This is a genomic window from Rothia sp. HMSC061E04 (assembly GCF_001813685.1).
Taxonomy (GTDB): domain Bacteria; phylum Actinomycetota; class Actinomycetes; order Actinomycetales; family Micrococcaceae; genus Rothia; species Rothia mucilaginosa.
On sequence record NZ_KV813685.1, the window covers coordinates 1 to 23932 of the forward strand.

Here is a 23932-nt window from a genome sequence, read left to right on the forward strand (position 1 = left end):
TTGCGTTCACTGTATGGTTTTTGGATAACAATCCTGGGCTTCCTTCGGGAAGTTGAGGCTTTTTATTCGGAAATTTTGAATAATGAAGTTATTCGCTAGATTTTCCGTGGTTATAGCAAGAGGGAAACGCCTGGTTCCATTCCGAACCCAGAAGCTAAGACTCTTCGCGCCGATGGTACTGCACTTTTGAGGGTGTGGGAGAGTAGGTCACCGCGGGTTTTTTATTCAAGAGGGGAAGACCTTATAGGTCTTCCCCTCTTTTTGTGTACCCAAAAACTCCTAGAACGAAAGACACTAACTCAGCAAAGGTGCAGAGACTCAGAAATTCAGAGACTCAGCTGAGTAGCAGAGGAACAGGGGATGCAGCCTCGCCAGACAGCGTTTGATGCCCGGGCGACGAGATGGGAATTCACAGATCCGCCTGAATGACGAAAAAGAGAGTACGGCAGAGAAACTCTTGATACCTTAACAACAAGAGCAGTCCACATCTCTACTCAACGAGTAGAGAGCAAACAAAGGAGCATCATCATGGCCGATGAGAAGAGCATCTACGAACGCTGGAGCGAAGAACGCCTCGACCCGCCCTTCCCCAAAGAATGGGGACTGGACAAAGAAGACGAAGCCGAACTGCTCTGGCCCATCTGGCCCCTTCTGTTCATGGGTGAATCTGATACCGAACAGTACGTAGAAACTATCACCGATTATGTGATGGACGTACTCGGTCTGGAATACGATGGGGAGAACGAAGACAGCAAGCTCTGGGAGAAGCGCGTAGAGGACTACGTGGAAGAGCTCATCAAGCGTCGTCGTGCCTTTGCTGCTGAGCTGGGCATTACCCACGAAATGCAGAAGAACTCCAACCTCAACCGTGCCTTCGCAGCCCTGGAAGAAGAAGGAGTCATCGCACGACTGAACTTCACCTGTTGCGGTACCTGCGCATCCGCAGAGATCTGGGATGAGATCGACGATAACCGTGAATGGAAGGGATACATCTACTTCCACCAGCAGGATACCGAAAGCCTCGCAGAGAGCGGCGGCACCTACGTTGGCTTTGGTTCCTTCCTCGCCTACCCCAGGGACGAAGAAAAATGGAATACCTTGAGCGATGCGCAGAAGGAAGAGATCAGTGCCCTGCACAAGAAGCTCTCCGTGGAGCTCATGAAGGACACTATTATCCCCGTACTGGAGAAGCACGGTCTGAGCGTGAAATGGAAGGGGAATTTCGATACTCGCCCGTTCATTGGGGGAGTGGAAGTCTATAACATCCCCTAACCGCTGGTGAGCTGAACCGGGTGGGTGCCTCGGCGCTATACTTGTGCGCTACTTGTGGCAGAGGGGAGAGGCGCCTCCCAACGCTACGAAAGTTTACGAGGAAATAAGCTGAGAGCGTGAGAACAGACACCACGATATCTCAGTCAGAGTATTAACTAGCCGATACGGCACCCATTCGGTAGGCTAGACGGGTAGCGCGGTACGTCCACACTAGAGATAAGGCAGAACCTATCCACGTGATAGGAACTGATCGACATAGCCTTCTGCTGCCATATACGGCAGGAAGCTAGAGCTCTAGAACACCCTATAGGGGATAAGAATAACCCCGAGCCGGAAGAGTCAGATCATCTGAAGCTTTGCTCGGATGGACGCTCACTCCAACCGGAGTAGGCTAGAAGAAGTGGACGAACCGCCACCCATATTCCCAACCAAAGGAGCAGGCATGTCGACCGACGCCCGCGAAAAAGCCCGCCAGATTGCGGCCCAGCAGGCCAAGAAGAGCCCCAGCCAGGCAAGCCGCCGCTGGCTCCAGTTCGGCGTACTCGCCGTGGTCCTCATCATCGTAGGTATCATCGGCTTCGTCGTAGTCAACGGCAACAAGAACACCAAAGTAGCAGAAAGCGGCCCGGTGCCCTCCAGCGCCAACGAATACGGTGGCATTGTGCTGACCAAGGACGGTATCGTCCAGAACTCCTCCACCCAGGAGACCCGCGACTTCAAGCAACTCGCAACCTCGACCTCCTCCGTGACCCCCATGGTCAACGGAACCGCAGCGGCAGTCAACACCCTGCCCCCGGGCGTGCAGACCGCTGAAGAGGCATCCAAGAACGGCCAGCCCGTACGCGTGACCATCTTCCAGGACTACAACTGCGTGCACTGTGCAGAGTTCGAGAAGAAGTACGGTGAAGAAATCCAGAAGCTCGTCGAGGACGGCACCATCACCCTGGAAATCCGCAACCTGACCTTCCTGGACCGCTCCTCACCCACCGCTTACTCCGCACGTAACGCGGCAGCAGCATACTCCGTGGCCAACCAGGTCAGCACCAGCGAATTCCTGAACTACCAGCGTGAGATCTTTACTCACCAGGGCCGCGGCGACATGAACAACCAGCAGATCGCCGACATCGCTTCGAAGTACCACGCTTCCATCGGCTCCGATATGAACGATGGCAAGTGGCGCCCCTTCGTGGACGTGGTCAACGCTGAATCCGCAAAGAACGGCATTCAGGGTACCCCCACCGTCTTCGTTGATGGCGACCAGTACACCAGCAACGACTTCAGCTCCTTCCTGAAGCAGAAGATTGAAGCAAAGAAGAAGTAAACGCTTCGATACGAAAACCCGGTAACCTCCACGCGAGGCTACCGGGTTTTTCCATGCACGGTGATGAGTACGAGGGGTGGGTGAGCAGCGTACAGAGGCAGTGCTCATAAGGGCTAAAACGAAGGAAACGAACATACCATCACCCCATAATTTAGAAGTATTCTCAACCAAACCCTAAAAGAACAACTAAGCAGACTCAATCAAGAGAATAAGGTACACTGGACAGGTTGCCTCCTTAGCTCAGTTGGCCAGAGCATCTGTCTTGTAAACAGAGGGTCACCGGTTCGAATCCGGTAGGGGGCTCAGAAAAATCCTGGTTCGCACCAGCCTCATAGCAGAGGTGCGGATCAGGATTTTATTGTACGAGTGTCCTGTAGTGTCTAAGGGACTCGCACTAGCACATCGTCCACCCGCCCTGAGGAACCAAGTATGTCTGAAACCTCCGGAACCCCGCAGGCCCCCGCCTCGCAGGGCACCCGTACCGCGGCGCTGCGCATCGTCAAAGCACGCGAAACCAACGACTACCCCCTCGAAGAATTCATCGAATCGCGAGGATTCCGCCCCGAAATCCAGGGCCTGCGCGCCTTCGCCGTGCTCCTCGTGGTGCTCTACCATGTCTGGTTCGGCAAAGTCTCCGGCGGTGTGGATGTCTTCCTCTTCATCTCCGCCTTCCTGCTCTCGCTCTCCTTCATGCGCAAGATCAACGAAGGCAAACCCCTCAACCTTTTCAACTACTGGCTGCACGTTTTCCAGCGACTGCTACCCGTAGCCACCGTGGTTATCGCGTGTACCACCATTGCGTCCTTCTTCGTGCTCGCGCCCAGTCGCTGGTCGCAAACCGTAACCGACGCAAGGAGCTCCCTGTTCTACTTCCAGAACTGGAACCTCGCGTTCAGCTCCGTAGACTACTACGCCCAAAACGCCTCCGTGAAGTCACCCTTCCAGCACTTCTGGTCGCTCTCCATCCAGGGACAGATCTTCATCATCTGGCCCCTGCTCTTCGCCGCAGTAGCCTACGTCGTGCACCGATTCCGCGGGAACCTCTTCACCACCGCGGTATTCATCTTCAACACGGTGTTCGTCGCATCCCTGACCTTCTCCATCGTCGAAACCGACACCAACCAGGGATTCGCCTACTTCGACACCCGCACCCGCCTGTGGGAATTCGCCATCGGTACCCTGCTGGCAATGCTCACCCTCAAGTGGAAGGCACCCGAGAAGGCTCGAGTAGTTATGGGCTGGGTCGGCATTATTGGTCTGGTCACCTGCGGCGCAATCCTGCCCGTGGAACGAGCATTCCCCGGCTACCTGGCGCTCTGGCCCGTGATCTCCGGTGCGCTCGTCATCATGGCAGGCCGCACCAACAGCCGCTGGGGCATCGATCGACTGCTGGTCTCCACACCCCTGCAGAACCTCGGCAACATCTCCTACGCCCTGTACCTGGTGCACTGGCCTATCCTCATTCTCTACAGCAGCGCCGTCGGTACCTCCCGCGTGAACTTCATCGAAGGCGCCATCATCATCCTTGCTTCCATCGGCCTGGCATGGCTGCTCATCCGCTTCGTCGAGAAGCCGCTGCGCTACCGCAAGGACCCCTTCGTACCCTGGCTCATGATGAAGATGCGCTTCAAGACCGTCTTCTCCGTCAAGACCTGGGCAGACCAGCTCGCCTTCATCCTCGCGATCTTCCTGGTCGCCGGCGTACCCCTGGTCGCCGCACAGACCTGGGTTGGCTACCGCAACACCCAGTCCGAGCAGAACGCCGAACTGAAGGTGCAGACCGCCAGTGAAAACTACCCCGGCGCCCGCGCTATCGGCGGCGCCCAACAGGGACTTATTGACAACCCCATCCCCTCCGGTGGTGACGTCAAAACCCAGTTCGACGGACTGAGCGACCCCTGCGCTGGCGGCTTCGCGCCTTCCGACCCGGCACTCGCCAAGTACTGCAACGTGCAGAAGTACGGCCCCGAGGACGCACCGCTGACCATGGTCATCGGTAACTCCCACGCCGAACAGGCGCTGAGCATCTTCAAGCCCATCGCAGAACAGACCAAAACCAACCTGCAAACCTACCTGCTCGGCGGCTGCCAGTACCCGGTCCGCGCCGTCAACGCCAGCAACGAATGCTCGGAATTCAACACCAAGATGACCGAGGAAATTCTCAAGCGTAAGCCGCAGACCGTGGTGCTCATCGCCACCGTTGCCCAGGCACGATCGAACGACGAACGAGTCGACCCGAGCCTCGACGAGACGGTCCGCCGCCTCACCGAGGCAGGAGTCCAGGTCATCGGCCTGCGTGATAACCCGCGCTTCGAGTACAACATCTACGAGTGCGCTCAAAAGGCCGGTGCCGACAAGAGCTCCTGCGCACGACCCGCAAGCGACAAGTACGCCGCCGAAAACCCTGCAAAGGAAATCTTCGATAAGTACCGCAATCAGGGTGCCGTCATGGTGGACCTGAAGGACGTGTACTGCCCGGACGGCATGTGCAGCCCCGTGGTTGGAAACATCTACGTCTACCTCGACGACAACCATGTCTCCAAGACCTACAGCCGCACCATGGCTCAGGAAGTCTTCCAGCGTGCAGCGGAAGGCGGCTGGCTCGTCAACGGAAAAGTGAACTTCTAAAGTTCGCCGATATAGCGGATCCCCCGTGCTGTTCTACAGAAGTATGAACAGTGCGGGGGATCCGCTGTATTAGGAGGAACTGCAGTGGCAAATGGACTCTGTGGGTCTATATAGTGATGCATGGTTGAATATAAAATCAGGATAGGCTAACTTAAAATATCCTTGAGGTTGCCCTAATAGCCCGAGGTTTTATAGACAACACCACAGAATCGAGCACGACAGCATACGATGATCCCTTCCGGACTGAAGCAAACCCCTCCGTGGAACAAAGTGACACCCGGCTCGTCCGACTGCATCCTGCTCCAACAAGGAGAACAATGACCATCTCACGTAGCACCTTCATTAAGGGCGTATCTTTCAGTACACTGGCCGGCCTGCTCGCTGCCTGCTCCACCGGTACCGGTACCACCTCCAGCACCACGAACTCGTCCGCCAGTGCCGAAACAGGTGCCTTCCCCGTAACCATCACCAGCGATTACGGTGATACCGTCATCAAGCAGGCTCCTACCAAGATTGCAGTCGTCAACGCCTGGAAGAACGCAGACGCACTTCTCGCCCTCGGTGTAATCCCCGCCGGTATTCCTAAGGTCAGTTGGGGTCAGAACTCCAACGACTCCACAGATTGGTTCGACGCCAAACTCAAGGAAATGGGCAAGAGTCTGAACGACATCACCCGTTATGCCGAAGCCGATGGCCCCGCCTACCAGGAACTCGCAAAGCTCGGCCCGGACGTCATCTTCGCTCCCTACGGCAACATGAGCGCTGAAATTTTTAAGAAGCTCTCCGATATTGCACCCGTTGTGACCGCGCCCAAGGGTGTGGGTATGTACGAGGTGTCGTGGCAACAAGTTGTTGAACAGGCGGGCAAGATGCTTGGCACCCCCACCGCCGCAACCAAGCTCGTTGAAGAAACCACTGCGCAGCTGAAAGAAACCACCTCCAAGTACACCAACCTCACGAGTGCAAGCTTCATCGCGGGCTACTTCGATGTTGAGAAGAAGACCCTCGGCGCATACACCGCCCAGGACTCTCGACCCCAGACCTTCACCGACTGGGGCATGGTCGAAGCCCCCTACGTCACCGAACACTCCAAGGACGCGCAGAGCGTCTTCCTCTCCATCTCTTCCGAGGTGCTCGACCAGGTCGAATGCGACGTACTCTGGGCATGGGTTAACGACGAAGCAGACATCGAAAAGATTAAGTCTGATTCGCTCTTCGCCGCACTGCCGGCACTCAAGCATAACGCCGCCGTTTTCGAATCTAACAAACACGTGGGCCTGGCGCTCTCCGCCGCATCCCCGCTCTCGCTGACCTGGGTCGTGAAGAACTCCTCTACCTTGGAGAACTTCTCCACCGCCATCAAGAACAGCAAGGAAGCTAAGTAGAGTGACTCGCCCCCGTCCGGGGCAGGATAGAGGGCAGGGCCGTAGCCTATGGAAGGCACGGTACCTGCCCCGTCTGCTTGCCCTTATCGTGCTCATCCTTGTCGCAGTTGCTCTCTCTATGCTGATCGGTACCCGATTTATCGCCCCTGACACAGTATGGGGAGTGCTCACCGGTAACCGTCCGGAGGGAATCGAGAGTAGCATCATCGACGCGCGCGGAACTCGAACCATCTGGGGACTCCTCATCGGCGCAACACTAGGACTTGCCGGTGCCGGTATGCAAGGTATCACCCGCAACCCATTGGGCGACCCCGGAATCCTCGGGGTGAACTCCGGCGCTGCCTCCGCCCTGGTATACGCCTTCGCCTCCATCGGCAAGGATGGCGCGACCCCCGTCAAACTGGCGCTCATGGGTGCGGTCCTCAGCGCCGGGCTCGGATCGCTCACCAGTGCTCTGATTCTGACGCGCCAGAACGCCCTGGACGATCTGCGCCGCTGGCAGGTGGGGTCCATCGCGGGTAAAGATCTGGAGAACCTCTTCCCCTCGGGGATTTTGTTGCTTGTTGGTGCGCTCATCCTGTTTACGGGAAGCCGAACCATCAACAACCTCGCCCTTGGCGACGATATGGCTGCGTCCCTTGGCGAAAACGTCAATAGAAGAAGGTTCATTCTCTTTATCGGTATAACCCTACTTGTCGGTGCCGCCGTTGCGCTCGCGGGCCCCATCGCATTCCTTGGCCTCATGGCCCCGCACGCTATGCGCTCCTTCATCAGCGCGGACTACCGGATGCTCCTGCCCGCCTCTGCACTCTTCGGCGCTGTCATCCTGCTGCTCGCCGACACGCTCGGCCGCTTGCTCATGCCGCCCCAGGAAATTCAGGTAGGCGTGAGCACCATCGTGGTGGGCGTGCCTGTCTTCATCTATCTGATTCGACGGTCTAAGGGGGCGAGCCTCTCATGATGAGCCCGCATCGTAAAGCTACTGACAGAGTTGCTGAGTTGCGCGGTATCCGTCGCCGTGAAATGCGCCGCCCCATTCTCGGACTATCAGGGTTGGCACTCGCGCTCCTGGCTGCCATGGCTGTACGCGTCCTGCTGGGTAGCTACACCGTCACCATTCCCGACTTTCTGACCTTGGTCACCGGCGGTGAGGTGCCCGTGCGTGGCGCTCGATTTATCGTCATGGAAGATAAACTTCCCAGTGCAGTCCTTGGTGCTCTCGCTGGTATCGCATTCGGATGCGCGGGTGCTATCTTCCAGCTGCTACTGCGCAATCCGCTAGCTAGCCCAGATATTATCGGCATTAGCAATGGCGCTTCCCTTGGCGCAGTACTCTCCATGGTCTATTGGGGTGCTTCGGGATTCAGCGTCTCGCTCTTCGCAATCGTCTTCGCCCATGCCGCTGCGGTCGTCACGATGCTTCTGGCCTCGGGACAAGGCAATGTGGGGAACCGCTTCATCCTGATGGGCATTGGCGTGGCTGCGCTCTGCAACGCGGCCGTCACCTACCTGCTCGAACGCATGTCCATGGGCCAGGCTAGTAGCGCGACCGTCTGGATGGTCGGCTCACTTGGCATCGCCAACTGGGATCGCATTGGTATTCTGCTCATAGCTCTGCTGGTGCTTTTGCCTTTTGTCCTCTGGGGTATCAACCATCTGAAGACCTCAGCCGTAGGTGATGACCTGGCGCACGGTCTGGGCGTGCCGGTGGCTTTCATCCGCTGGTACTACATCGGCTTGGGGGTACTCTTGGCCGCTGTTGCCACTGCGGCTACTGGGCCCATTGCCTTCGTTGCGTTCGTCGTGGGACCTATCGCCCGCCGTATCATTGGCGGCCGTCACACGATCCTGGGAGCATCTCTTGTGGGCGCAACTATCGTGGTGCTCGCCGACTTCGTGGCGGCGAACCTTTTCCCGTCCATCTCATTCCCCGTAGGTATTCTGACCGGTGCTATGGGCGCGCCGTTGCTCATCTGGCTGCTCGTGCAGAATCAGAAGGAAGGAAAATAATGAAAGAAATCACCGAACGCACCCTCAAAGTAGAGAACGTCAGCCTCGGCTACGGCGAAACCACCATCGTCAAAGACCTCTCCCTCGAATTCCCCAAAGGCAAAATTACCGCCATCATCGGCCCCAACGGCTGCGGTAAATCCACCCTGCTACGCGGTGTCTCCCGACTACTCAAGCCGCTCAACGGCGACTTCACCCTCGACGGCAAATCCACCCACGAATACTCCATGAAGGGCTTCGCCCGCATGGTCGGGCTTATGCCCCAGCACCCCATCGCCCCCGAAGGCATTACCGTAGCCGACCTCGTCTCCCGAGGACGCTACCCCTACCAGGGCCTCTTCAAACGCAATAGCGCCGAAGATGATGAGGCGGTTGCTTGGGCTCTCGAAGCGACCGATACCATGTCCCTCGCCGAACGACAGGTTACCGAGCTCTCCGGCGGTCAGCGTCAGCGCGTCTGGATTGCCATGGCGCTCGCCCAGGAAACCGACATCCTACTGCTGGACGAGCCGACCACTTACCTCGACCTGGCACACCAGGTGGAGCTACTCGACCTACTCTCGGAACTCAACGAGCAACGCGGCACCACCATGATCATGGTGCTGCACGAACTGAACCTCGCCGCCCGAGTCGCCGATTACCTCGTCGCTATGAAGGACGGCTCCATCGTCGCCCAAGGCGGAGCACACGAAGTGCTCACCCGCGAGAACCTGCACACCATCTTTAGTCTGAAAGCCGAGGTCGCGGACCCGTTTAACGACGGCAGCGTGGTGGTTGTTCCGCATCCTCGCTCAGCTATCGGACAGAAAAACGCCTAACTATGGTTATCCAAAATAAACGACGTCGTGTGCGTACTCATGGCGAGAATGCCTACGGTCTTTTCACCCTAGTGGTGAGCCGAGTAGAGCGATTGAGCCCTTCTTACATACGGGTGAGCTTGGTCGGTCCTGCGTTGCAGTACGCAGCGCGTCCTATAGCGCTGGGTGGACTGAGCAACGGACTAGATCGAGATGATACGGCTTTCTCCCACAGCACTGATGACGGTGAAAGCTACATCGGTGTTCTTGACGGATACATTAAACTGCTTATCCCACCGGCAGCTCAACGAGATGAACACGGACGAATCAGCGCGTTGCAGAAAAAACCCGTCCACATTGATCTTAACGACTCATGGCGGCAAGATTGGTTTGCCCAGCCTGAATCTCAGCGCGGCTGGATGCGCACCTACACGCTACGTGCTTCCCGTCTGCGCGTTCCTGTGCAGGAAGTAGCAACCATATACGCTGATCTTCCAACTCAGCCGGTAACTCCAGAAGGGCTGGCGGTCCTACCTCAGCGTTATACCTCTGGTACCGGGGTAGGGGAATATGCTCTTCCCGAGATTGATATAGATTTTGTGCTTCACGCAGAGTCAGATGCTGATGGGATTGAACGTATGGGACCGGGGGCTACCTGGGCTTCACCTGCACAGGTAGGAGATCGGGTATCGATTCTTGCTCCGCTTGCAGGGCAGCCCCTATGGGCTTCGTGGTCGGATGCTGGCGCCAGCCGTATTGTTATGGCTGTGGATGAAACCGCGGTACCTGCCGCGCTTTCCATCCTTGCAGAATATGCGTTGGACGATAAGAAGAGAGAAGACGTTGAGATTCACCTTGTTGCCGAGGTGCCGCATGCGGCAGACAGCCTAGAAGCGCTTTGGGGTGGCGTTTACCCGCTATTGCCACCCTTGCGGGAGCTGGAATGGGTAAAGATACACTGGTGTGCTCGTGAGGATGCTCCTCGAGGGGAAGCACTGGCCACCGGGTTGCGGAGTTTGTTGAACCTTGAAGGTGTGCAGGTCCGCGAGAATCGTAAGATTTCACCTGAAAAGCTGGAGAACGTAGATAACGCTGAGGTCGTCTGGACCTTGGCAGATGATGAGAACCCGCAGATTTACGTGTTTATCGCGGGTGAGGCGTCGGTCGTCAAGACCCTGCGCAGTATCTGCGTGCAGGAGGCGTCCATTCCCAAGAATGATGTTTCATTCATGGGATACTGGAAAGCAGGACGCACCGAAAGCTAAGCGAAGAAGCCGGTACACCGCGCAGGTGTGCCGGCTTCTTCCACAGAAGGGTCACTCTCTATAGAGGCCCGGAAAGAAGAACACAATGACGACCCCGCTCCTAGACCCCAACGGCAAGCTCAACGGTGAATCAGTACGCTACGTGGCAATCGGCGACTCCTTCACCGAAGGCGTGGGCGACGTAGACCGCCGCCGCCCCAACAACCTACGAGGCTGGGCAGACCGCGTTGCCGAAGGCCTCGGTGCAGTAGACCCGCAGGCGCAGTACGCAAACCTCGCCATCCGCGGCCGCCTGCTCATTCCCATCCTCGAAGAGCAGCTGCCGGCAGCCCTGGCGCTGAAGCCCAACCTGGTCACCTTCTACGGCGGCGGCAACGACATCATGCGACCCAACGTGGATATTGACCAGCTCATGACCCACGTAGACGAAGCCTTCGCCACCCTGCGCGGCGAAGGAATCGAAGTGCTTACCGTAACCGGCCTGGATGTACAGGGCCAGGGCCCCTTCGCCCGTACCCGCGGCCGTACCGCCACCTACAACGAGCTACTGCGCGGTATCGCTGAGTACCACGGCGTGCACATTATCGACTACTGGTGCTGGAATGACTTCCTCGATTGGCGTCTGTGGGCTGATGATCGCCTGCACATGAACGACCTCGGTCACGAACGCTTCGCATCCCGCGTGCTGGCGCAGCTCGGCCTGCCCGGTGTGGTCACCGAATCGGTACTGCCCCCGGAGGTGCAGCTGACCGTCCGCGAGAAGATTGAGCAGGAGGCACGCTGGGTCCGCGAGTTTGCCCTGCCGTGGATCGGCCGCCGCCTGAAGGGTACGAGCTCCGGGGACGGTGTGAGCCCCAAGTACCCGGAGTGGGTCCCCGCGGCAAGCCTTAAAAACTAACGCCCTTAAGAACTAATGCTGAGGGGGCGCATGTTACGGTGTAAAACTGTATGCCGGGGGAGTGCCCTGTGCTGTATCTGTACCGTATTTGCGCTCGCATTTACGCCGTAACGGGAACGGTAAATCCGCCGTTACGCGTACCGTTGCAAACCCTTAAACCGCCCTTTAAAACCGGGGCGGAAGCGTTAAAACGAGAGTTAAATACTCTTTAAACGCGTGTTTAAGCCTGTTTAACAGCCCTGCGCACACCGCAAGAATCGGTGGCGTGGGGCTGTTTACGGCTTAGATCCGGCTTAAGCTGTTAATCTCACAACATGAATTTCACCGGTGTAATTTATCCCCGGTCACATAGAGAACATCCGTTCTTAAAAAGGTGCATTAACGCCTGACTAGGGGTGTTAAAGAATTCCTTAAAAACATCTGGACTTGCAAAAACACCCATTTTTGGTAAAATGGATAGGTATGTTTGCCGCTCGAAGGCAGGCGTGCATCCGTAAATCGAGCTCTTCGCTTAAACGAGGTGCAATCGGCTCAGAACACCGAGATTCCGCGGATTTTTAAGGCAAAATCCGGCGTGCAGGCTTGCGCGAACCCCCGTATTTACCTAGAATTTAACGCTGTTCGTAGTGGTGGAAACGCCTCTCGACACTAATAAGCTTCACCGTTTTTCCCGCGGCGGGGATCGATGCGTGGCCTCTCACCCACGTGACGATCTCAAACACTCTAGCCCGGCGAATAACCCGGTGCTTCTACATTGGTGGCGGGACGCTCACGAGTAACATCGACTGCGTACCGTCATAAAAGTCAATCAATAAAGGAGTGAAACATGGCAGCAGTCTGCCAGGTGACCGGAGCTGTTCCCGGCTTTGGACACAGCATTTCGCACTCGCATCGCCGCAACAAGCGTCGATTCGACCCGAACGTTCAGAAGAAGACCTACTGGGTTCCTTCGCTGCGTCGTAAGGTAACCCTGAACGTGTCCGCTAAGGGCATCAAGGTTATCGATGCTCGTGGCATCGATGCCGTTGTTGCAGAAATCATCGCACGCGGGGAGAAGATCTAGTAAATGGCATCCAAGGCTAAGGACCTCCGTCCTATCATCAAGCTCAAGTCCACTGCTGGCACCGGTTACACCTACGTGACCCGTAAGAACCGCCGCAACAACCCCGACCGTATGGTGCTGAAGAAGTACGACCCCGTCGTTCGCAAGCACGTTGACTTCCGAGAGGAGCGCTAAGAATGGCTAAGAAGTCCAAGATCGCTCGCAACGAGCAGCGCAAGGTCATCGTCGCTCGCTACAACGAGAAGCGTATCGCGCTGAAGAAGACCCTGATCGACGAGAACGCTACCCCCGAGGAGCGCGAAGCAGCACGCGTGGCACTGCAGAAGCTGCCCCGCAACGCTTCCCCCGTTCGCGTGCGTAACCGCGACCAGATTGACGGCCGCCCCCGCGGTACCTTCCAGAAGTTCGGTATCTCCCGCGTGCGTTTCCGCGAAATGGCACACCGCGGCGAGCTGCCCGGTATCACCAAGTCCAGCTGGTAAATCTGGTATTTTAGTTCCTAAACGGTTTTCCGTCGTCACCGACGGTCACTCGCTTTAGACTCAAACCTTAAGTCTCTGGAAGGGGCACCCTAATGGCTAAGAACCGTACCGAACTCGTTGCAGAGGTTGCAGAGAAGTCTGGCAAGAGCCAGGCAACTGTGAATGCAGTCCTCGACGCAGTGTTCCAGGTTTTCGAGTCTTCCGTCTCCAAGGGCGAGAAGATCACCATCCCCGGTTGGATGGCAATCGAGCGCACCGACCGTGCAGCTCGTACCGGCCGTAACCCGCAGACCGGCGAAACCATCCAGATTCCCGCCGGTCACGGCGTGAAGCTGACCGCAGGCTCCAAGCTGAAGGCAGCAGTCGCTAAGAAGAAGTAATTCTTGAGACTTTGAATCTGCTAAAGACCCCCACCATACGGTGGGGGTCTTTTAGTATGCCCAGATGCTCTCTTGGTGATGAGGATGCGGGTTGCTGGGGAGCGGTTCAGCTGGCGAAGAGGTTAGGCTAGTGAAGAGGTTCAGATGGCAGGCTGGGAGGTGACGGGCTGAGATGGGGGCGTGCTGCGGGGAGCGTATGCAAGGTGGGTCTTCAAGAACTTAACCCTCAACTCGACCCATAAAACACAGAAAGTAGCTCGGCTTCACGGGAGAAGCTATGACGCACTGCAGAAAAAATAAAAAAAATTTATACATTTAAGCAGAAAGCTATGCATAAGCTGAGCGAAAAACCGGGATTATCAAACCCCGCTGGGAAAAATACTTATACATCGCTGTCTGGACACAGCTTAAACACAGCAAACTAAAGCTCAATCTTAGACTCACACCCTAAGCTGGAATCACCGGTGAAGGAAAAGCCACACACCATACAAAACGGCCCCACCCCAACCGGAAAATCAACCATACAAACCCCGGACGATTGACCCTCCGGGACGCACAAGGAGAACCACCTCATGGCACGCCCCGCTCAGCATACTTCCGCACAGGCCACCAACCGTCGCTTCCGCACCGGCGCGGCAGCGCTGTCCCTGGCAGCAATCGCAGCACTCGGTCTGAGCGCCTGCGGTGCCCAGAACACCTCCAACCCTGCGCCCACCGCCACTGCAACCGCTAAGGCATCCTCCACCGCCGATGCAGCAGTCAACGCGGGCAACGGCAAGGTCACCGTCAAGGCAAGTGACGCAGCCTCCCCGAGTGCCACCGCAAGCAGCTCCCAGGGCACCGTAACCGTCACCGGTGCCGACGGTACCGGCGTGACCGCAGACGCTAGCGGCAACGCAACCGTCAACGGCGGCTCGGGATCCGCCAACTCCGGCTCCTCTGCAAAGACTGACGAGAAGGCCGGCGAGACCACCGCCAAGAGTGGCTTCAATGGTGCCGGTAACGGTTCTGTGACCGTCGACAGCGGAACCGTCAGCGCCGCCAACGGCTACACCATGATCCAGATTGACGCTGACGGCGGCTGGTCCTACCACGCACCCAACGGCGACATTGTAGAAGTTGATGCTGACGGCTCCTGGGAACGCGTCGGCCCGAGCGGCAACGTAGAGGTTGAAACAAATGGTTCCTGGAACCTCGTCGGAAAGCCCGGTGTTGTCGAAGTGAAGGCTGACGGCTCCTGGGAACAGACCGGACAGGGCGCCTTCCAGGTACCTGCCGTACCCGTCAAGCCCGCCGGTGCCGGCGCTGACCCCATCCAGCCGGTTACTCCGCGCCGCTAAACAACAGATTGATACCCCCGGCGAAAACGTGGCTATCCCACCCGCTAGAATGCGGATAAACGCCCACGCGCCCGGATAATCACACCCAAACTCGATAGAATTAACGCGGTTGGTTAAAACCGATAATCGTTATGGGAACCACACAAGGATCCCGCGCACGACGCGAATACGTCGCCAACTAGCCGCACCATACTCAACAACCACAAGGAGAAACAATGGCATTCGCCCCCGCAATGAAGAAGACCACCGCGGTTCTGTCCATCGCCTTCGCAGGCGCACTGGGCCTGAGCGCATGTGGCTCCCAGTCCTCTTCCACCACCACTACTGCAACTGCATCCGCATCCGCTTCTGCAACTGCTTCCGCAAGCGCATCGGCTAAGGCATCCTCTGCCGCTGCAACCACCTCGGCTGCTTCCGCTTCCGCTACTGCAGACGTGAAGGTCGACAAGGACGGCAACGTCACCGTCAAGGCTAACGACGGCGAAGGCAACTCCGCAGACGTGAAGGTCGGTGCAGACGGCAAGGCATCCGTAGACGCTAAGGACTCCGAGGGCAACTCCTCCAAGGTAGAGTCCGACGAAAAGGGCAACACCAAAGTTGAGTCCAAGGACTCCGAGGGCAACACCACCTCCACCGTTGAGGGCGACGTTATCGCTTCCGAGGACGGCGGCTGGACCATTCAGGGTGACGAAGGTCAGGTAGCTGTACAGGCTGACGGCTCCTGGAGCCGCCAGGACGCAAACGGCCAGGTCGCAGTTAAGGCTGACGGCTCCTGGAGCATCCAGGCTAACAGCGGCCTGCAGGCAACCGTGGACGCATCCGGTGAAGTAACCTCCATCGTTGGCGGCGAGAAGGCAGACCTGAAGGCTCCGAAGGTTCCCGCAAAGCCCGCACAGGCTAAGGTCACCCCCGTCAAGCCTGCACAGCCCAAGTAAGCTGTAAAGAGCTAACAGCGGCTTGTGACGCTACCAGAGCGTGACAGTCCCTGACTTAGAAGACGCCCCGTGCGCATCCGACCGTGATGCGTGCGGGGCGTCTTTAATTATTTCTCACTCGGGGATGGAGGGGTTTAAATCTTCGGAATGGGTTGCAGGCGGCGCAACTGCGTCACATGCTTGGGTTCGAGTTCCTCAACGCAGCTGACCTGTAGCAGGCGCATTGTGCGGCGCACCTCTTCCGAGAGGATCTCAATCGTGCGATCCACACCGCGGCGGCCACCCGCCATGAGTCCGTATAGGTAGGCGCGGCCAATCAGCGTGAACTTGGCGCCCAAGGCCAGCGAGGCCACCACATCCGCGCCGTTCATAATGCCGGTATCCACCATAACTTCGGTGTCCTTGCCGACCTCGCGAACCACTTCCGGGAGCAGGTGGAAGGGAACCGGAGCGCGGTCCAACTGGCGGCCGCCGTGGTTCGACAGTAGGATGCCGTCCACGCCTAAATCAGCCAGCTTCTTGGAATCCTCCACGTTTTGCACGCCCTTAATGACAATCTTGCCGGGCCACAACTCACGGATTTCCTTAAGATCCTCGTAATTGATGGACGGATCCATGGCAGCGTCCAGCAATTCGCCCACCGTGCCGCCTGTCGAGGAGAGTGAAGCGAACTCCAATTTGGGCGTGGTGAGGAAATCATACCACCACCACGGGCGCGGAATCGCGTTCGCCACTGTCTTCAGCGAAAGCTGGGGCGGAATGGAAAAGCCGTTGCGCTTATCGCGCAGGCGCGCCCCCGCAATGGGCGTATCCACGGTGAAGAAGAGCGTATCGTAGCCAGCCTTTGCGGCGCGCTCGACCAAGCCGTAGGAAATCTCACGCTGACGCATCACGTACAGCTGGAACCACAGACGGCCGTTTGGGTTAACTCGGCGTACATCCTCAATGCTGGTTGTACCCAGGGTTGAGAGGGTGAAGGGGATGCCCGCTGCCCCCGCCGCGCCGGATCCGGCAATCTCGCCCTCGGTCTGCATGAGGCGTGTGAAGCCCGTGGGGGCGATACCGAAGGGTAGCGCGGAGGTGCCACCCAGTACCTTCGTGGTGGTGTCTACGGTGGAAACATCCGTCAGGATACCCGGGTGGAACTCGATATCCTCGAAGGCCTGGCGGGCGCGGGTCATTGACAGTTCACCTTCCGCGGCGCCGTCCGTGTAGTCGAAAGCGGCGGCTGGTGTGCGGCGCTTTGCGATGCGGCGCAAATCGTAGATGGTCAGTGCGCTCTGTAGGCGGTTGCCTGCAAAGTCGAGGCTGGGCTTCTTGAATTGCATAAATTCAAGTAGTTCGCTGGGCTTGGGGAGCTGACGTTGCACCATGGGAGGCCTTTCTCTTGGGGGTGCCGCCTGCAGGGCGGGCCTTGGGTGGAGGCGGGGTCATCGGCGAGTCCCGCAGAAGGGTGTGCGAAAAATCGCACCTTCCCAGTCTAAAAATTAAGGGTTAGGCTAATCAATAGTTAGGTAAGGCTTAACTTATTAAGTTAAATATTTCGGGGGTGCCCCGGCGTATCGGTACCGGAGGGCATGGCGAATGAATGAGATGCAATGATTTCCAAACCCGTGCATACCACTTTCGCACTCCTCAACTCACGCAAATATGACGTAATATGACGAGCCGTTACCTCCCGCGTTCACAATGCTCAACTCCCAGCGAACCACCCCCACCACGCTGGCATAATGGGGACAGCAAACCAACGCGCCCACACACGGCGCACCCAACAGGAGAGAAAACCATGAGCGAGAACACCACCCGCAACGTACGCGTGCGCGCCAGCGAACTCGAAGGCCGAGCCTGGCTCAACACCGGCGACAAAAACCTCACCCTGCAGGACCTTCGCGGCAAAATCGTTATTCTCGACTTCTGGACCCTCTGCTGCATCAACTGCCTACACGTCCTCGACGAACTACGCCCCCTCGAAGAAGAATTCTCCGACGTACTCGTCACCGTCGGCGTACACAGCCCCAAATTCGAACACGAAGCAGACCCCGTAGCGCTTGCCGCAGCCGTCGACCGCTACCACATCACCCACCCCGTACTCGACGACCCCGAACTGACCACCTGGCAGGCATACACCGCCCGCGCATGGCCCACCCTCGTCGTCGTCGACCCCGAAGGCTACATCGTCGCCCACCTCTCCGGCGAAGGCCACGTACAGGGCCTCACCTCCCTCGTACGCGAGCTCGTCGCCGAGCACGAAGCGAAGGGCACCCTGCACCGCGGCGACGGCCCCTACGTACCCCGCCCCAAGGCAGCCGGCACCTACGCCTTCCCCGGCAAAGCCATCGAACTGCCCGCCGAATTCGGCCCCGCAAACCTCTTCGGCAACCGCGAACGTACCTACCTCGTCGCAGACAGCGCACGCCACCGCATCCTGCAGGTAGCAGCCGACCTCAACACCGTCATCAACACCTACGGCGGCGGCGACGACCCCATCAACCACCCCGTCAAGGGCCACGTCGACGGCACCGGCACCGAAGCACGCTTCAACGAACCCGCCGGCCTCGCCCTCGTACCCGAAAACCTGCGCGAGAAGCTCGGCTACGACGTGCTCGTCGCCGACACCGTCAACCACCGCCTGCGCTCCCTCAGCCTGCGCACCGGCGAAGTACGCACCCTCGCAGGCAACGGCGTGCAGCGCGTCATCGACGGCGACAACGCCATCACCGGCGACCCCAACTACATCCCCGCCGGCGTACCCGCCACCGAGATTGCTCTCTCCTCGCCCTGGGACGCCGTCTACTCCCGCGAAGCCGGCCAGTTCATCATCGCCATGGCAGGCACCCACCAGCTCTTCGGCTACGAACCCATCAACGGTACCGTCAGCATCTTCGCAGGCTCCGGCGTCGAAGGCCTCGCCGACGGCCCCGCCGCCGACGCCTGGTTCGCCCAGCCCTCCGGCATTATCGAAGCACGCGACGGCAGCCTCTGGGTCGCATGCTCCGAAACCAGCGGCCTGCGCCACCTCACCTTCACCGACAACGGCGTACAGGTCACCTCCGCAGTCGGCAAGGGCCTGTTCGACTTCGGCTTCGTCGACGGCGACTCCGACACCGCCCGCATGCAGCACCCCCTCGGCCTGACCGAACTGCCCGACGGATCCATCGCAGTCGCCGACACCTACAACGGCGCCATCCGCCGCTGGGACCCCGCAACCGGCACCCTCGGCACCCTCGAACGAGGCCTCGACGAACCCTCCGACCTGCTCGTCGAAGAAGTACCCGGCGAAGAACCGCGCCTCATCATCGTCGAAACCAACGCCCACCAGCTCGTACGTGCTTCCATCCCCGCCAAGGCACAGCACGTCGACGAAGGCGCCATCACCACCGCACGCCCCTCCACCAAGCTCACCGGCGGCACCCTCGAATTCACCTCACGATTCACCGTGCCCACCGGCCAGAAGCTCGACACCCGCTGGGGCGACCCCACCCAGCTGAAGATCTCATCCACCCCCGAGAACTTCATCCTGGAAGGCGCCGGCACCTCCACCGGACTGACCCGCACCCTCGTGCTCAACCCCGAAATCACCGAGGCAGTCCTGCACATCACCGCCCGCGCCGCCGCCTGCGACGGCACCCCCGACGGTGACATCCCCGAGCACGCAGCATGCCACCTCTACCAGCAGGACTGGGGTATTCCCGTCGTCGTGACCGGTGACGAGGCAGACGAAAGCGAACTCGTTCTGGACCTTCGCGGTATCAACTAGGGATCTATATAAGAATCAAGGGTCAGTATTATCCTCGCTCCTACAGGGGCACCCGTCCTCGCTTCGCTCGGACACCCTGATGTCGCTACGGATAATACTGACCCTATTTCTGTTGTGCCGACCTGATACCGCTGCGGATAGTGCGGGTTCCCTTTGTACTTTTAGGATTGTGGGACGCGAAAGGGCCGGGTCATCCTCGCTCCTACAGGGGCACCCGTCCTCGCTTCGCTCGGACACCCTGATGTCGCTACGGATAACACCGGCCCTTTTCTGTCGTGCCGCCCTGATGTCGCGTTCAGAGCATACTGGCTCTTGCGCAGCTCAGCAGCTTTAGAAGGAGACTCGGACCGCCTTCGCATCCGCCTCCACCGATGCCTTCAACGTAAACGGAATCTCCTTCTGCACCTGCGAACGCTCACCCGTAAACAAATCCAACTGAGTAAACGACACCTTCGCCGTACCCGACATCGGCTTCAACGACCACACACCCGCCGAACTCACACTTACCTGCGGATCCGCAACCTTCGCCACAGACCACTTCACCTCAGAATCCACACGACCCGTAAACGCATACTCAAAAGGGCACCCACCCGGATAAAGAGTGCTCTGCTGCGTACACTTCTTCAAATGATCCTGCACCTGCTCCTTCACCGACGACAACGCATTATCACTCGGCTTCAACTCCATACGCACCGCATGATTCGCATCCTGCGCAGTCACCACCTCATTTACCTTCTGCGCCGTATAAACCGTCGAATCATACGACACCGCATACACACCCGGATAAAACACCGGGAACGACGCCGCACCATCATCCACCGCAACCTTACGGTTATTAATCGTCGCAGCCTCCACACCCTGAATATTCACCTTCACCGACGGCAAAGACGCCTCATCAATAGCCCACTTATCAAAAAAGCCCCAATGCGTGCCCGAACGGTGCAAACGAAAATCCGTATGCTGCTGCGAACCCTCCAAAGTATAGGACGCACGCACCGTCGCATGCTCCCCATCCTCGCTGGTCTCCACCACCTCATACGACACCTCACCCAACGAAGACACCGAACGCCTCAAAGCATCCCCATCCAACAAAGACGCGTCACCCTCAGGAATCTGCGCACCCAACAAACCACGCGCATACGAACCATTACCCGTACGCAACGCATGAAAATACTCCCGCACCTGACCCGTCGGACCATACACCAGCTTATTCGTCATAACCAGCGCCGCAGCAGCCACAGAAACCGCCACCACAACACCGACCATCCACATTGCCAGAACCCGCTCCACGGGAGAAAAATTACGCATAGAACCAGAGTAACGCAGGTAGTCCGCTAGGTTTCGCGCACCGCACACACTAAAGTTGTGTATATGGCAGAACGCGCTCACGAAGTCCCCGCCAAATACGGCGAAGTCAAAGAACTATTCCACCCCCGCATGCGCTCCTACGGCAGGCGCATTGAAGCGGCACTCCCCGGCACCATCGTGCTCCTCGCCGCGCTCGCCTTCATCTTCTACAAGCGACCCGCCCTGCCGTACACCATCCTCGTACTGCTCATCGGCACCATCGCAGGCGTAAACCTCTACTCAGTCCTCAAACCCACCATCATCGTCATCACCAAAACCCACGTGCTCCGCGCACGCACCTTCGGCTGGTTCGCCGTACCCCTCGAAAAAATCGATCACACCATCTTCGCCGAAAAGCTCTACCCCAAAAAAGCCTACGGCCAGAAACTCAAAACCGTCGCCGGCCGCCTACGCTACCGCAGCTTCCCCGCCATGTGGGCTGTCGACAAAGACGGCAAACAGCTCATGCGCATCGACGGCCGCGTCTGGGACGGCAAAACCATGAGAGAAGTCTCCTCCAAACTCTCCGCCCAAACCACCATCTACAAACAGATCAACGTGGTCAACATGGACAAAGAACACAAGGGACTCATCACCTTCAACGAACTGCACCCCGGCTGGCGCTCCAGCCTTATGACCGCACTCGCCGTCATCATCGTGGCAATCCTCTTCGCCGCATCCTTCATGCCCGAAGAACTCGCACGCACCATCTACCTCATCCACTAGAACACCCGTTCTTCAACGGTGCTTCTTTTCGGATGCGCATCTTCAGGACGCGCAAAGGCCCGGCACCCACCCCATACGGGGCAGGCGCCGGGCCATTTGTATGCCTAACTCAAGACGCATTGCGCGTTAGCTCAAGACGTACTGCGCGCCAGTTTTAGATGCGAGCCTAGCTCTCCGGGCGCGACAGCACCGCCACCAAAAACTCCGAAGAACCCTCCACAAACGGGTGCATCTGCCACGACGAATACGTATTATCCACGTTCAGGCCAGCATCGCGGGCATCCGCCAAAAACTGCTCAAACGCATAATCACGGCCCGGACCCGAACCGTAACCCACGACAGCGCGGCCGCCCGGCGCCAACACGCGACGGAAATTCTCAACCACCGGCTTACGAGTCGAACGAGCCAAGAAACCCATCACATTACCCGCACACACCAGCAACTCAAAACCATTCTCCGCCGTAGCCTCACCCTCAATGCCCAGCACCTCCGGCAAATCCACCAGATCAGCCGTAATCCACGTAGCATCCGGGCAGACGCGGCGCGCCTCCTCAATCAGCTCAGGGTCAATATCCACACCCGTCACACGGTGACCCAACGCGTGCAGCTGCTTACCCACACGACCAGGACCCGAACCCGCATCAAGAATCTTCGCACCGCGAGAAGCCATAGCGTTCAACAGACGAGACTCACCCGCCATATCATTACCCTCAGCCTCCATCGCCTTAAAACGGTCAATGTACCACTGAGAATGATTTGGGTTGCTCTCCTTACGGACCAACCACAGTGACTTCTCACGCTCAGCCGGAGCGTTGAAACTCATCATTGCCATAAAAACTCCTTAGACAGGGTTGAGGATGCGCCAACCGCCACCAGGCAAGGTGACCGCGGCATATAAGCGGTGTGTGCGCTACGTTCTAGCATAGCCCCACCCGGCACCTGCCGGTAAGGGCAGTAAGAGCTGGACGGGGCTATCGGGACAGCACGAAAAACAAAGAAGCTACAGGGGAGCGGTTAGAGGTGATCGCCGCCAGTATTCGACGTACCCTCAGCAAACGCCTTACGCATCTGCTCCTCACGCTCCTCCTCAGCCAGACGAGCAGCCTCAGCGAACTGCGCTTCAATATCGGCAAGCAGCTCCTCAACCTGCTCCTTACCAGCCACCGGGCCGCCAGCAATCAGACCATCAGCGCCCAAAACCACAGCCAACGGTACACCATTACCGAAATTCGCGCGCGCGCCAGCCTCACGGTCAATCAACGGAGTCAAACCCTCCGGCAACGTACCCGCATTACGCGACGTCTGCAACGACTCCAGGCTCGAATACACCGGATGCAACGCCACCTGCGGCAGACGCTCCTGCCACGAAGACATCGTCATCAAAAACTTCACACAACCAGCGCAGGTCGCCGACACAAACACCAGCACACGCGCCTGATTCTTAGCCAACGCACGCAAATTCGTGTGACGGCCATTCTCCAGGTACAGCGCCGCATGCGGAATCGGCATGCGAACATACTGCTCCTCGCCATTCTCGTCATACACCGGCTCCGGCAAAATCAGCTCAGCCTGCGGCTCCGGCTGCGCAAGAGCATCACCGCGGCGAACAGCCTCCAACGTCACAGCAATCAGCGCCGCACCAAAAACCCAAGTCCAGCCGCTATTACCCAGACCCAGCAGAGTCAACACAACACCCGTGCCGCCCCTCAACGCACTCGCATGCGCACCAGCCGCCGCCAACAGCAGCGCAATATTACGGACCAGCGTATAACGGCTCACCGGCGCATTCGACTCAGAACCAAAACAATTACAACCCGCAGTACGACCCGTCGCCAGCGCGCGCGCAATCACCACCGTATAAAACAGCATCAGAATCAGCGCCAAACCCGAAGCAATCACCGCAGGCAAACGCACCGGCGACAGCAGCAGAACGGCGGCTAGTGCGATTTCGAACCACGGCAAAATCAGCGACACCGCACGGGTCGGCGCAATCTTCTCCAAACCAAGATTCTGAATACCGGTCACGGTACTCTGCGGGTCCTTCGCCTTAGCAATACCGCTAATCAACAAAGTCAACGCAACAAGTGCCGTACACAAAACAAGCGGCACAGTAGAGACGGTGAGCATAAAACCCCTAGAGTGAGTGTGCGAAAACAGGAGGCGGCAACGGCAGTTTTTAGGTAGCGCAAACCGCGCGACGTGCCGCCGTGTTATACACGATTTTACGCCCTGCACATGGGGAATTGTCTCTACGAGTTAAGCTCTACGGGTTAAGCGGAAAGCGGTATTCGCCCTCGTTCCTACAGGGGCACCCGCCCTCGCTTCG

The 23932-nt window shown here is 58.2% G+C and carries 21 protein-coding genes, 1 tRNA gene and 1 rRNA gene; 19 read left to right on the plus strand and 4 right to left on the minus strand.

Going from position 1 to position 23932, the window contains the following annotated elements:
- Nucleotides 1–102: 102 nt before the first annotated feature.
- The 17 genes from rrf (at nt 103) to HMPREF2927_RS00335 (ending at nt 15776) form a co-directional block, all read left to right on the plus strand.
- Nucleotides 103–219, plus strand: a 5S ribosomal RNA gene (gene rrf / locus HMPREF2927_RS00255).
- Between the two features lie 309 nt (nt 220–528).
- Nucleotides 529–1272 carry a DUF6891 domain-containing protein gene (locus HMPREF2927_RS00260; protein WP_070684598.1) on the plus strand — a complete coding sequence of 248 codons (744 nt, stop codon included), beginning with the start codon at nt 529–531 and terminating at the stop codon, nt 1270–1272.
- A 442-nt stretch (nt 1273–1714) separates the two neighbouring features.
- A complete protein-coding gene (locus HMPREF2927_RS00265; RefSeq protein WP_070684600.1) occupies nt 1715–2593 on the plus strand; it encodes a DsbA family protein in 879 nt (292 codons plus the stop codon).
- Nucleotides 2594–2822: 229 nt separating this feature from the next.
- Nucleotides 2823–2896 (plus strand) — tRNA-Thr (locus HMPREF2927_RS00270).
- Between the two features lie 126 nt (nt 2897–3022).
- Nucleotides 3023–5221: an acyltransferase family protein gene (locus HMPREF2927_RS00275; RefSeq protein ID WP_070684602.1), complete on the plus strand. Its 2199-nt coding sequence runs from the start codon at nt 3023–3025 to the stop codon at nt 5219–5221.
- 317 nt (nt 5222–5538) lie between these two features.
- Entirely contained in the window at nt 5539–6606 is a 1068-nt protein-coding gene (locus HMPREF2927_RS00280; RefSeq protein WP_070684604.1) for an ABC transporter substrate-binding protein, read from the plus strand.
- 1 nt (nt 6607) lies between these two features.
- The gene (locus HMPREF2927_RS00285; protein ID WP_246827309.1) at nt 6608–7567 is read left to right on the plus strand and encodes a FecCD family ABC transporter permease; all 960 of its coding nucleotides are present in this window, start codon (nt 6608–6610) and stop codon (nt 7565–7567) included.
- On the plus strand, nt 7564–8616 hold the full coding sequence (locus HMPREF2927_RS00290) for a FecCD family ABC transporter permease (RefSeq protein WP_246827310.1): 1053 nt from the start codon (nt 7564–7566) through the stop codon (nt 8614–8616). Before HMPREF2927_RS00285 ends, HMPREF2927_RS00290 begins: the two co-directional genes overlap by 4 nt.
- Nucleotides 8616–9434 carry an ABC transporter ATP-binding protein gene (locus HMPREF2927_RS00295; protein WP_070684606.1) on the plus strand — a complete coding sequence of 273 codons (819 nt, stop codon included), beginning with the start codon at nt 8616–8618 and terminating at the stop codon, nt 9432–9434. Before HMPREF2927_RS00290 ends, HMPREF2927_RS00295 begins: the two co-directional genes overlap by 1 nt.
- A gap of 2 nt (nt 9435–9436) precedes the next feature.
- Entirely contained in the window at nt 9437–10678 is a 1242-nt protein-coding gene (locus tag HMPREF2927_RS00300; protein WP_070684608.1) for a siderophore-interacting protein, read from the plus strand.
- Between the two features lie 85 nt (nt 10679–10763).
- Nucleotides 10764–11576, plus strand: coding sequence for an SGNH/GDSL hydrolase family protein (locus HMPREF2927_RS00305; protein WP_070684610.1), 813 nt, complete (start codon nt 10764–10766; stop codon nt 11574–11576).
- 826 nt (nt 11577–12402) lie between these two features.
- Nucleotides 12403–12639: a 50S ribosomal protein L28 gene (gene rpmB, locus HMPREF2927_RS00310; protein ID WP_004005966.1), complete on the plus strand. Its 237-nt coding sequence runs from the start codon at nt 12403–12405 to the stop codon at nt 12637–12639.
- Between the two features lie 3 nt (nt 12640–12642).
- Nucleotides 12643–12813 (plus strand): 50S ribosomal protein L33, encoded by a 171-nt coding sequence (rpmG, locus tag HMPREF2927_RS00315; protein WP_004005967.1) that lies wholly within the window; start codon nt 12643–12645, stop codon nt 12811–12813.
- Between the two features lie 2 nt (nt 12814–12815).
- Nucleotides 12816–13121, plus strand: a complete 306-nt coding sequence (rpsN, locus tag HMPREF2927_RS00320; protein WP_005506731.1) for a 30S ribosomal protein S14 — start codon at nt 12816–12818, stop codon at nt 13119–13121.
- A 92-nt stretch (nt 13122–13213) separates the two neighbouring features.
- Complete coding sequence (locus HMPREF2927_RS00325; RefSeq protein WP_005506733.1) at nt 13214–13501, plus strand: HU family DNA-binding protein; 288 nt, start codon at nt 13214–13216, stop codon at nt 13499–13501.
- A gap of 572 nt (nt 13502–14073) precedes the next feature.
- A complete protein-coding gene (locus HMPREF2927_RS00330; protein WP_070684613.1) occupies nt 14074–14841 on the plus strand; it encodes a hypothetical protein in 768 nt (255 codons plus the stop codon).
- Between the two features lie 215 nt (nt 14842–15056).
- Nucleotides 15057–15776: a hypothetical protein gene (locus HMPREF2927_RS00335; RefSeq protein ID WP_070684614.1), complete on the plus strand. Its 720-nt coding sequence runs from the start codon at nt 15057–15059 to the stop codon at nt 15774–15776.
- A gap of 134 nt (nt 15777–15910) precedes the next feature.
- Here the strand turns inward: HMPREF2927_RS00335 and HMPREF2927_RS00340 are convergent, their stop codons facing one another.
- On the minus strand, nt 15911–17149 hold the full coding sequence (locus HMPREF2927_RS00340; RefSeq protein ID WP_060823914.1) for an alpha-hydroxy acid oxidase: 1239 nt from the start codon (nt 17147–17149) through the stop codon (nt 15911–15913).
- 413 nt (nt 17150–17562) lie between these two features.
- On the opposite strand from HMPREF2927_RS00340, the gene HMPREF2927_RS00345 reads away from it, so the two are divergent.
- Nucleotides 17563–19533: an NHL domain-containing thioredoxin family protein gene (locus HMPREF2927_RS00345; protein WP_070684616.1), complete on the plus strand. Its 1971-nt coding sequence runs from the start codon at nt 17563–17565 to the stop codon at nt 19531–19533.
- Between the two features lie 330 nt (nt 19534–19863).
- Here the strand turns inward: HMPREF2927_RS00345 and HMPREF2927_RS00350 are convergent, their stop codons facing one another.
- The gene (locus tag HMPREF2927_RS00350; protein WP_070684618.1) at nt 19864–20841 is read right to left on the minus strand and encodes a hypothetical protein; all 978 of its coding nucleotides are present in this window, start codon (nt 20839–20841) and stop codon (nt 19864–19866) included.
- A 63-nt stretch (nt 20842–20904) separates the two neighbouring features.
- Here HMPREF2927_RS00350 and HMPREF2927_RS00355 point away from each other — a divergent pair, with 63 nt between their 5' ends.
- On the plus strand, nt 20905–21606 hold the full coding sequence (locus HMPREF2927_RS00355) for a hypothetical protein (protein WP_070684620.1): 702 nt from the start codon (nt 20905–20907) through the stop codon (nt 21604–21606).
- 166 nt (nt 21607–21772) lie between these two features.
- On the opposite strand, the gene HMPREF2927_RS00360 is transcribed toward HMPREF2927_RS00355, so the two are convergent.
- Both HMPREF2927_RS00360 and HMPREF2927_RS00365 read right to left on the minus strand, forming a co-directional pair.
- Nucleotides 21773–22438 carry a class I SAM-dependent methyltransferase gene (locus HMPREF2927_RS00360; protein WP_070684621.1) on the minus strand — a complete coding sequence of 222 codons (666 nt, stop codon included), beginning with the start codon at nt 22436–22438 and terminating at the stop codon, nt 21773–21775.
- Between the two features lie 182 nt (nt 22439–22620).
- A complete protein-coding gene (locus HMPREF2927_RS00365) occupies nt 22621–23733 on the minus strand; it encodes a MauE/DoxX family redox-associated membrane protein (RefSeq protein ID WP_070684622.1) in 1113 nt (370 codons plus the stop codon).
- Nucleotides 23734–23932: the final 199 nt, after the last annotated feature.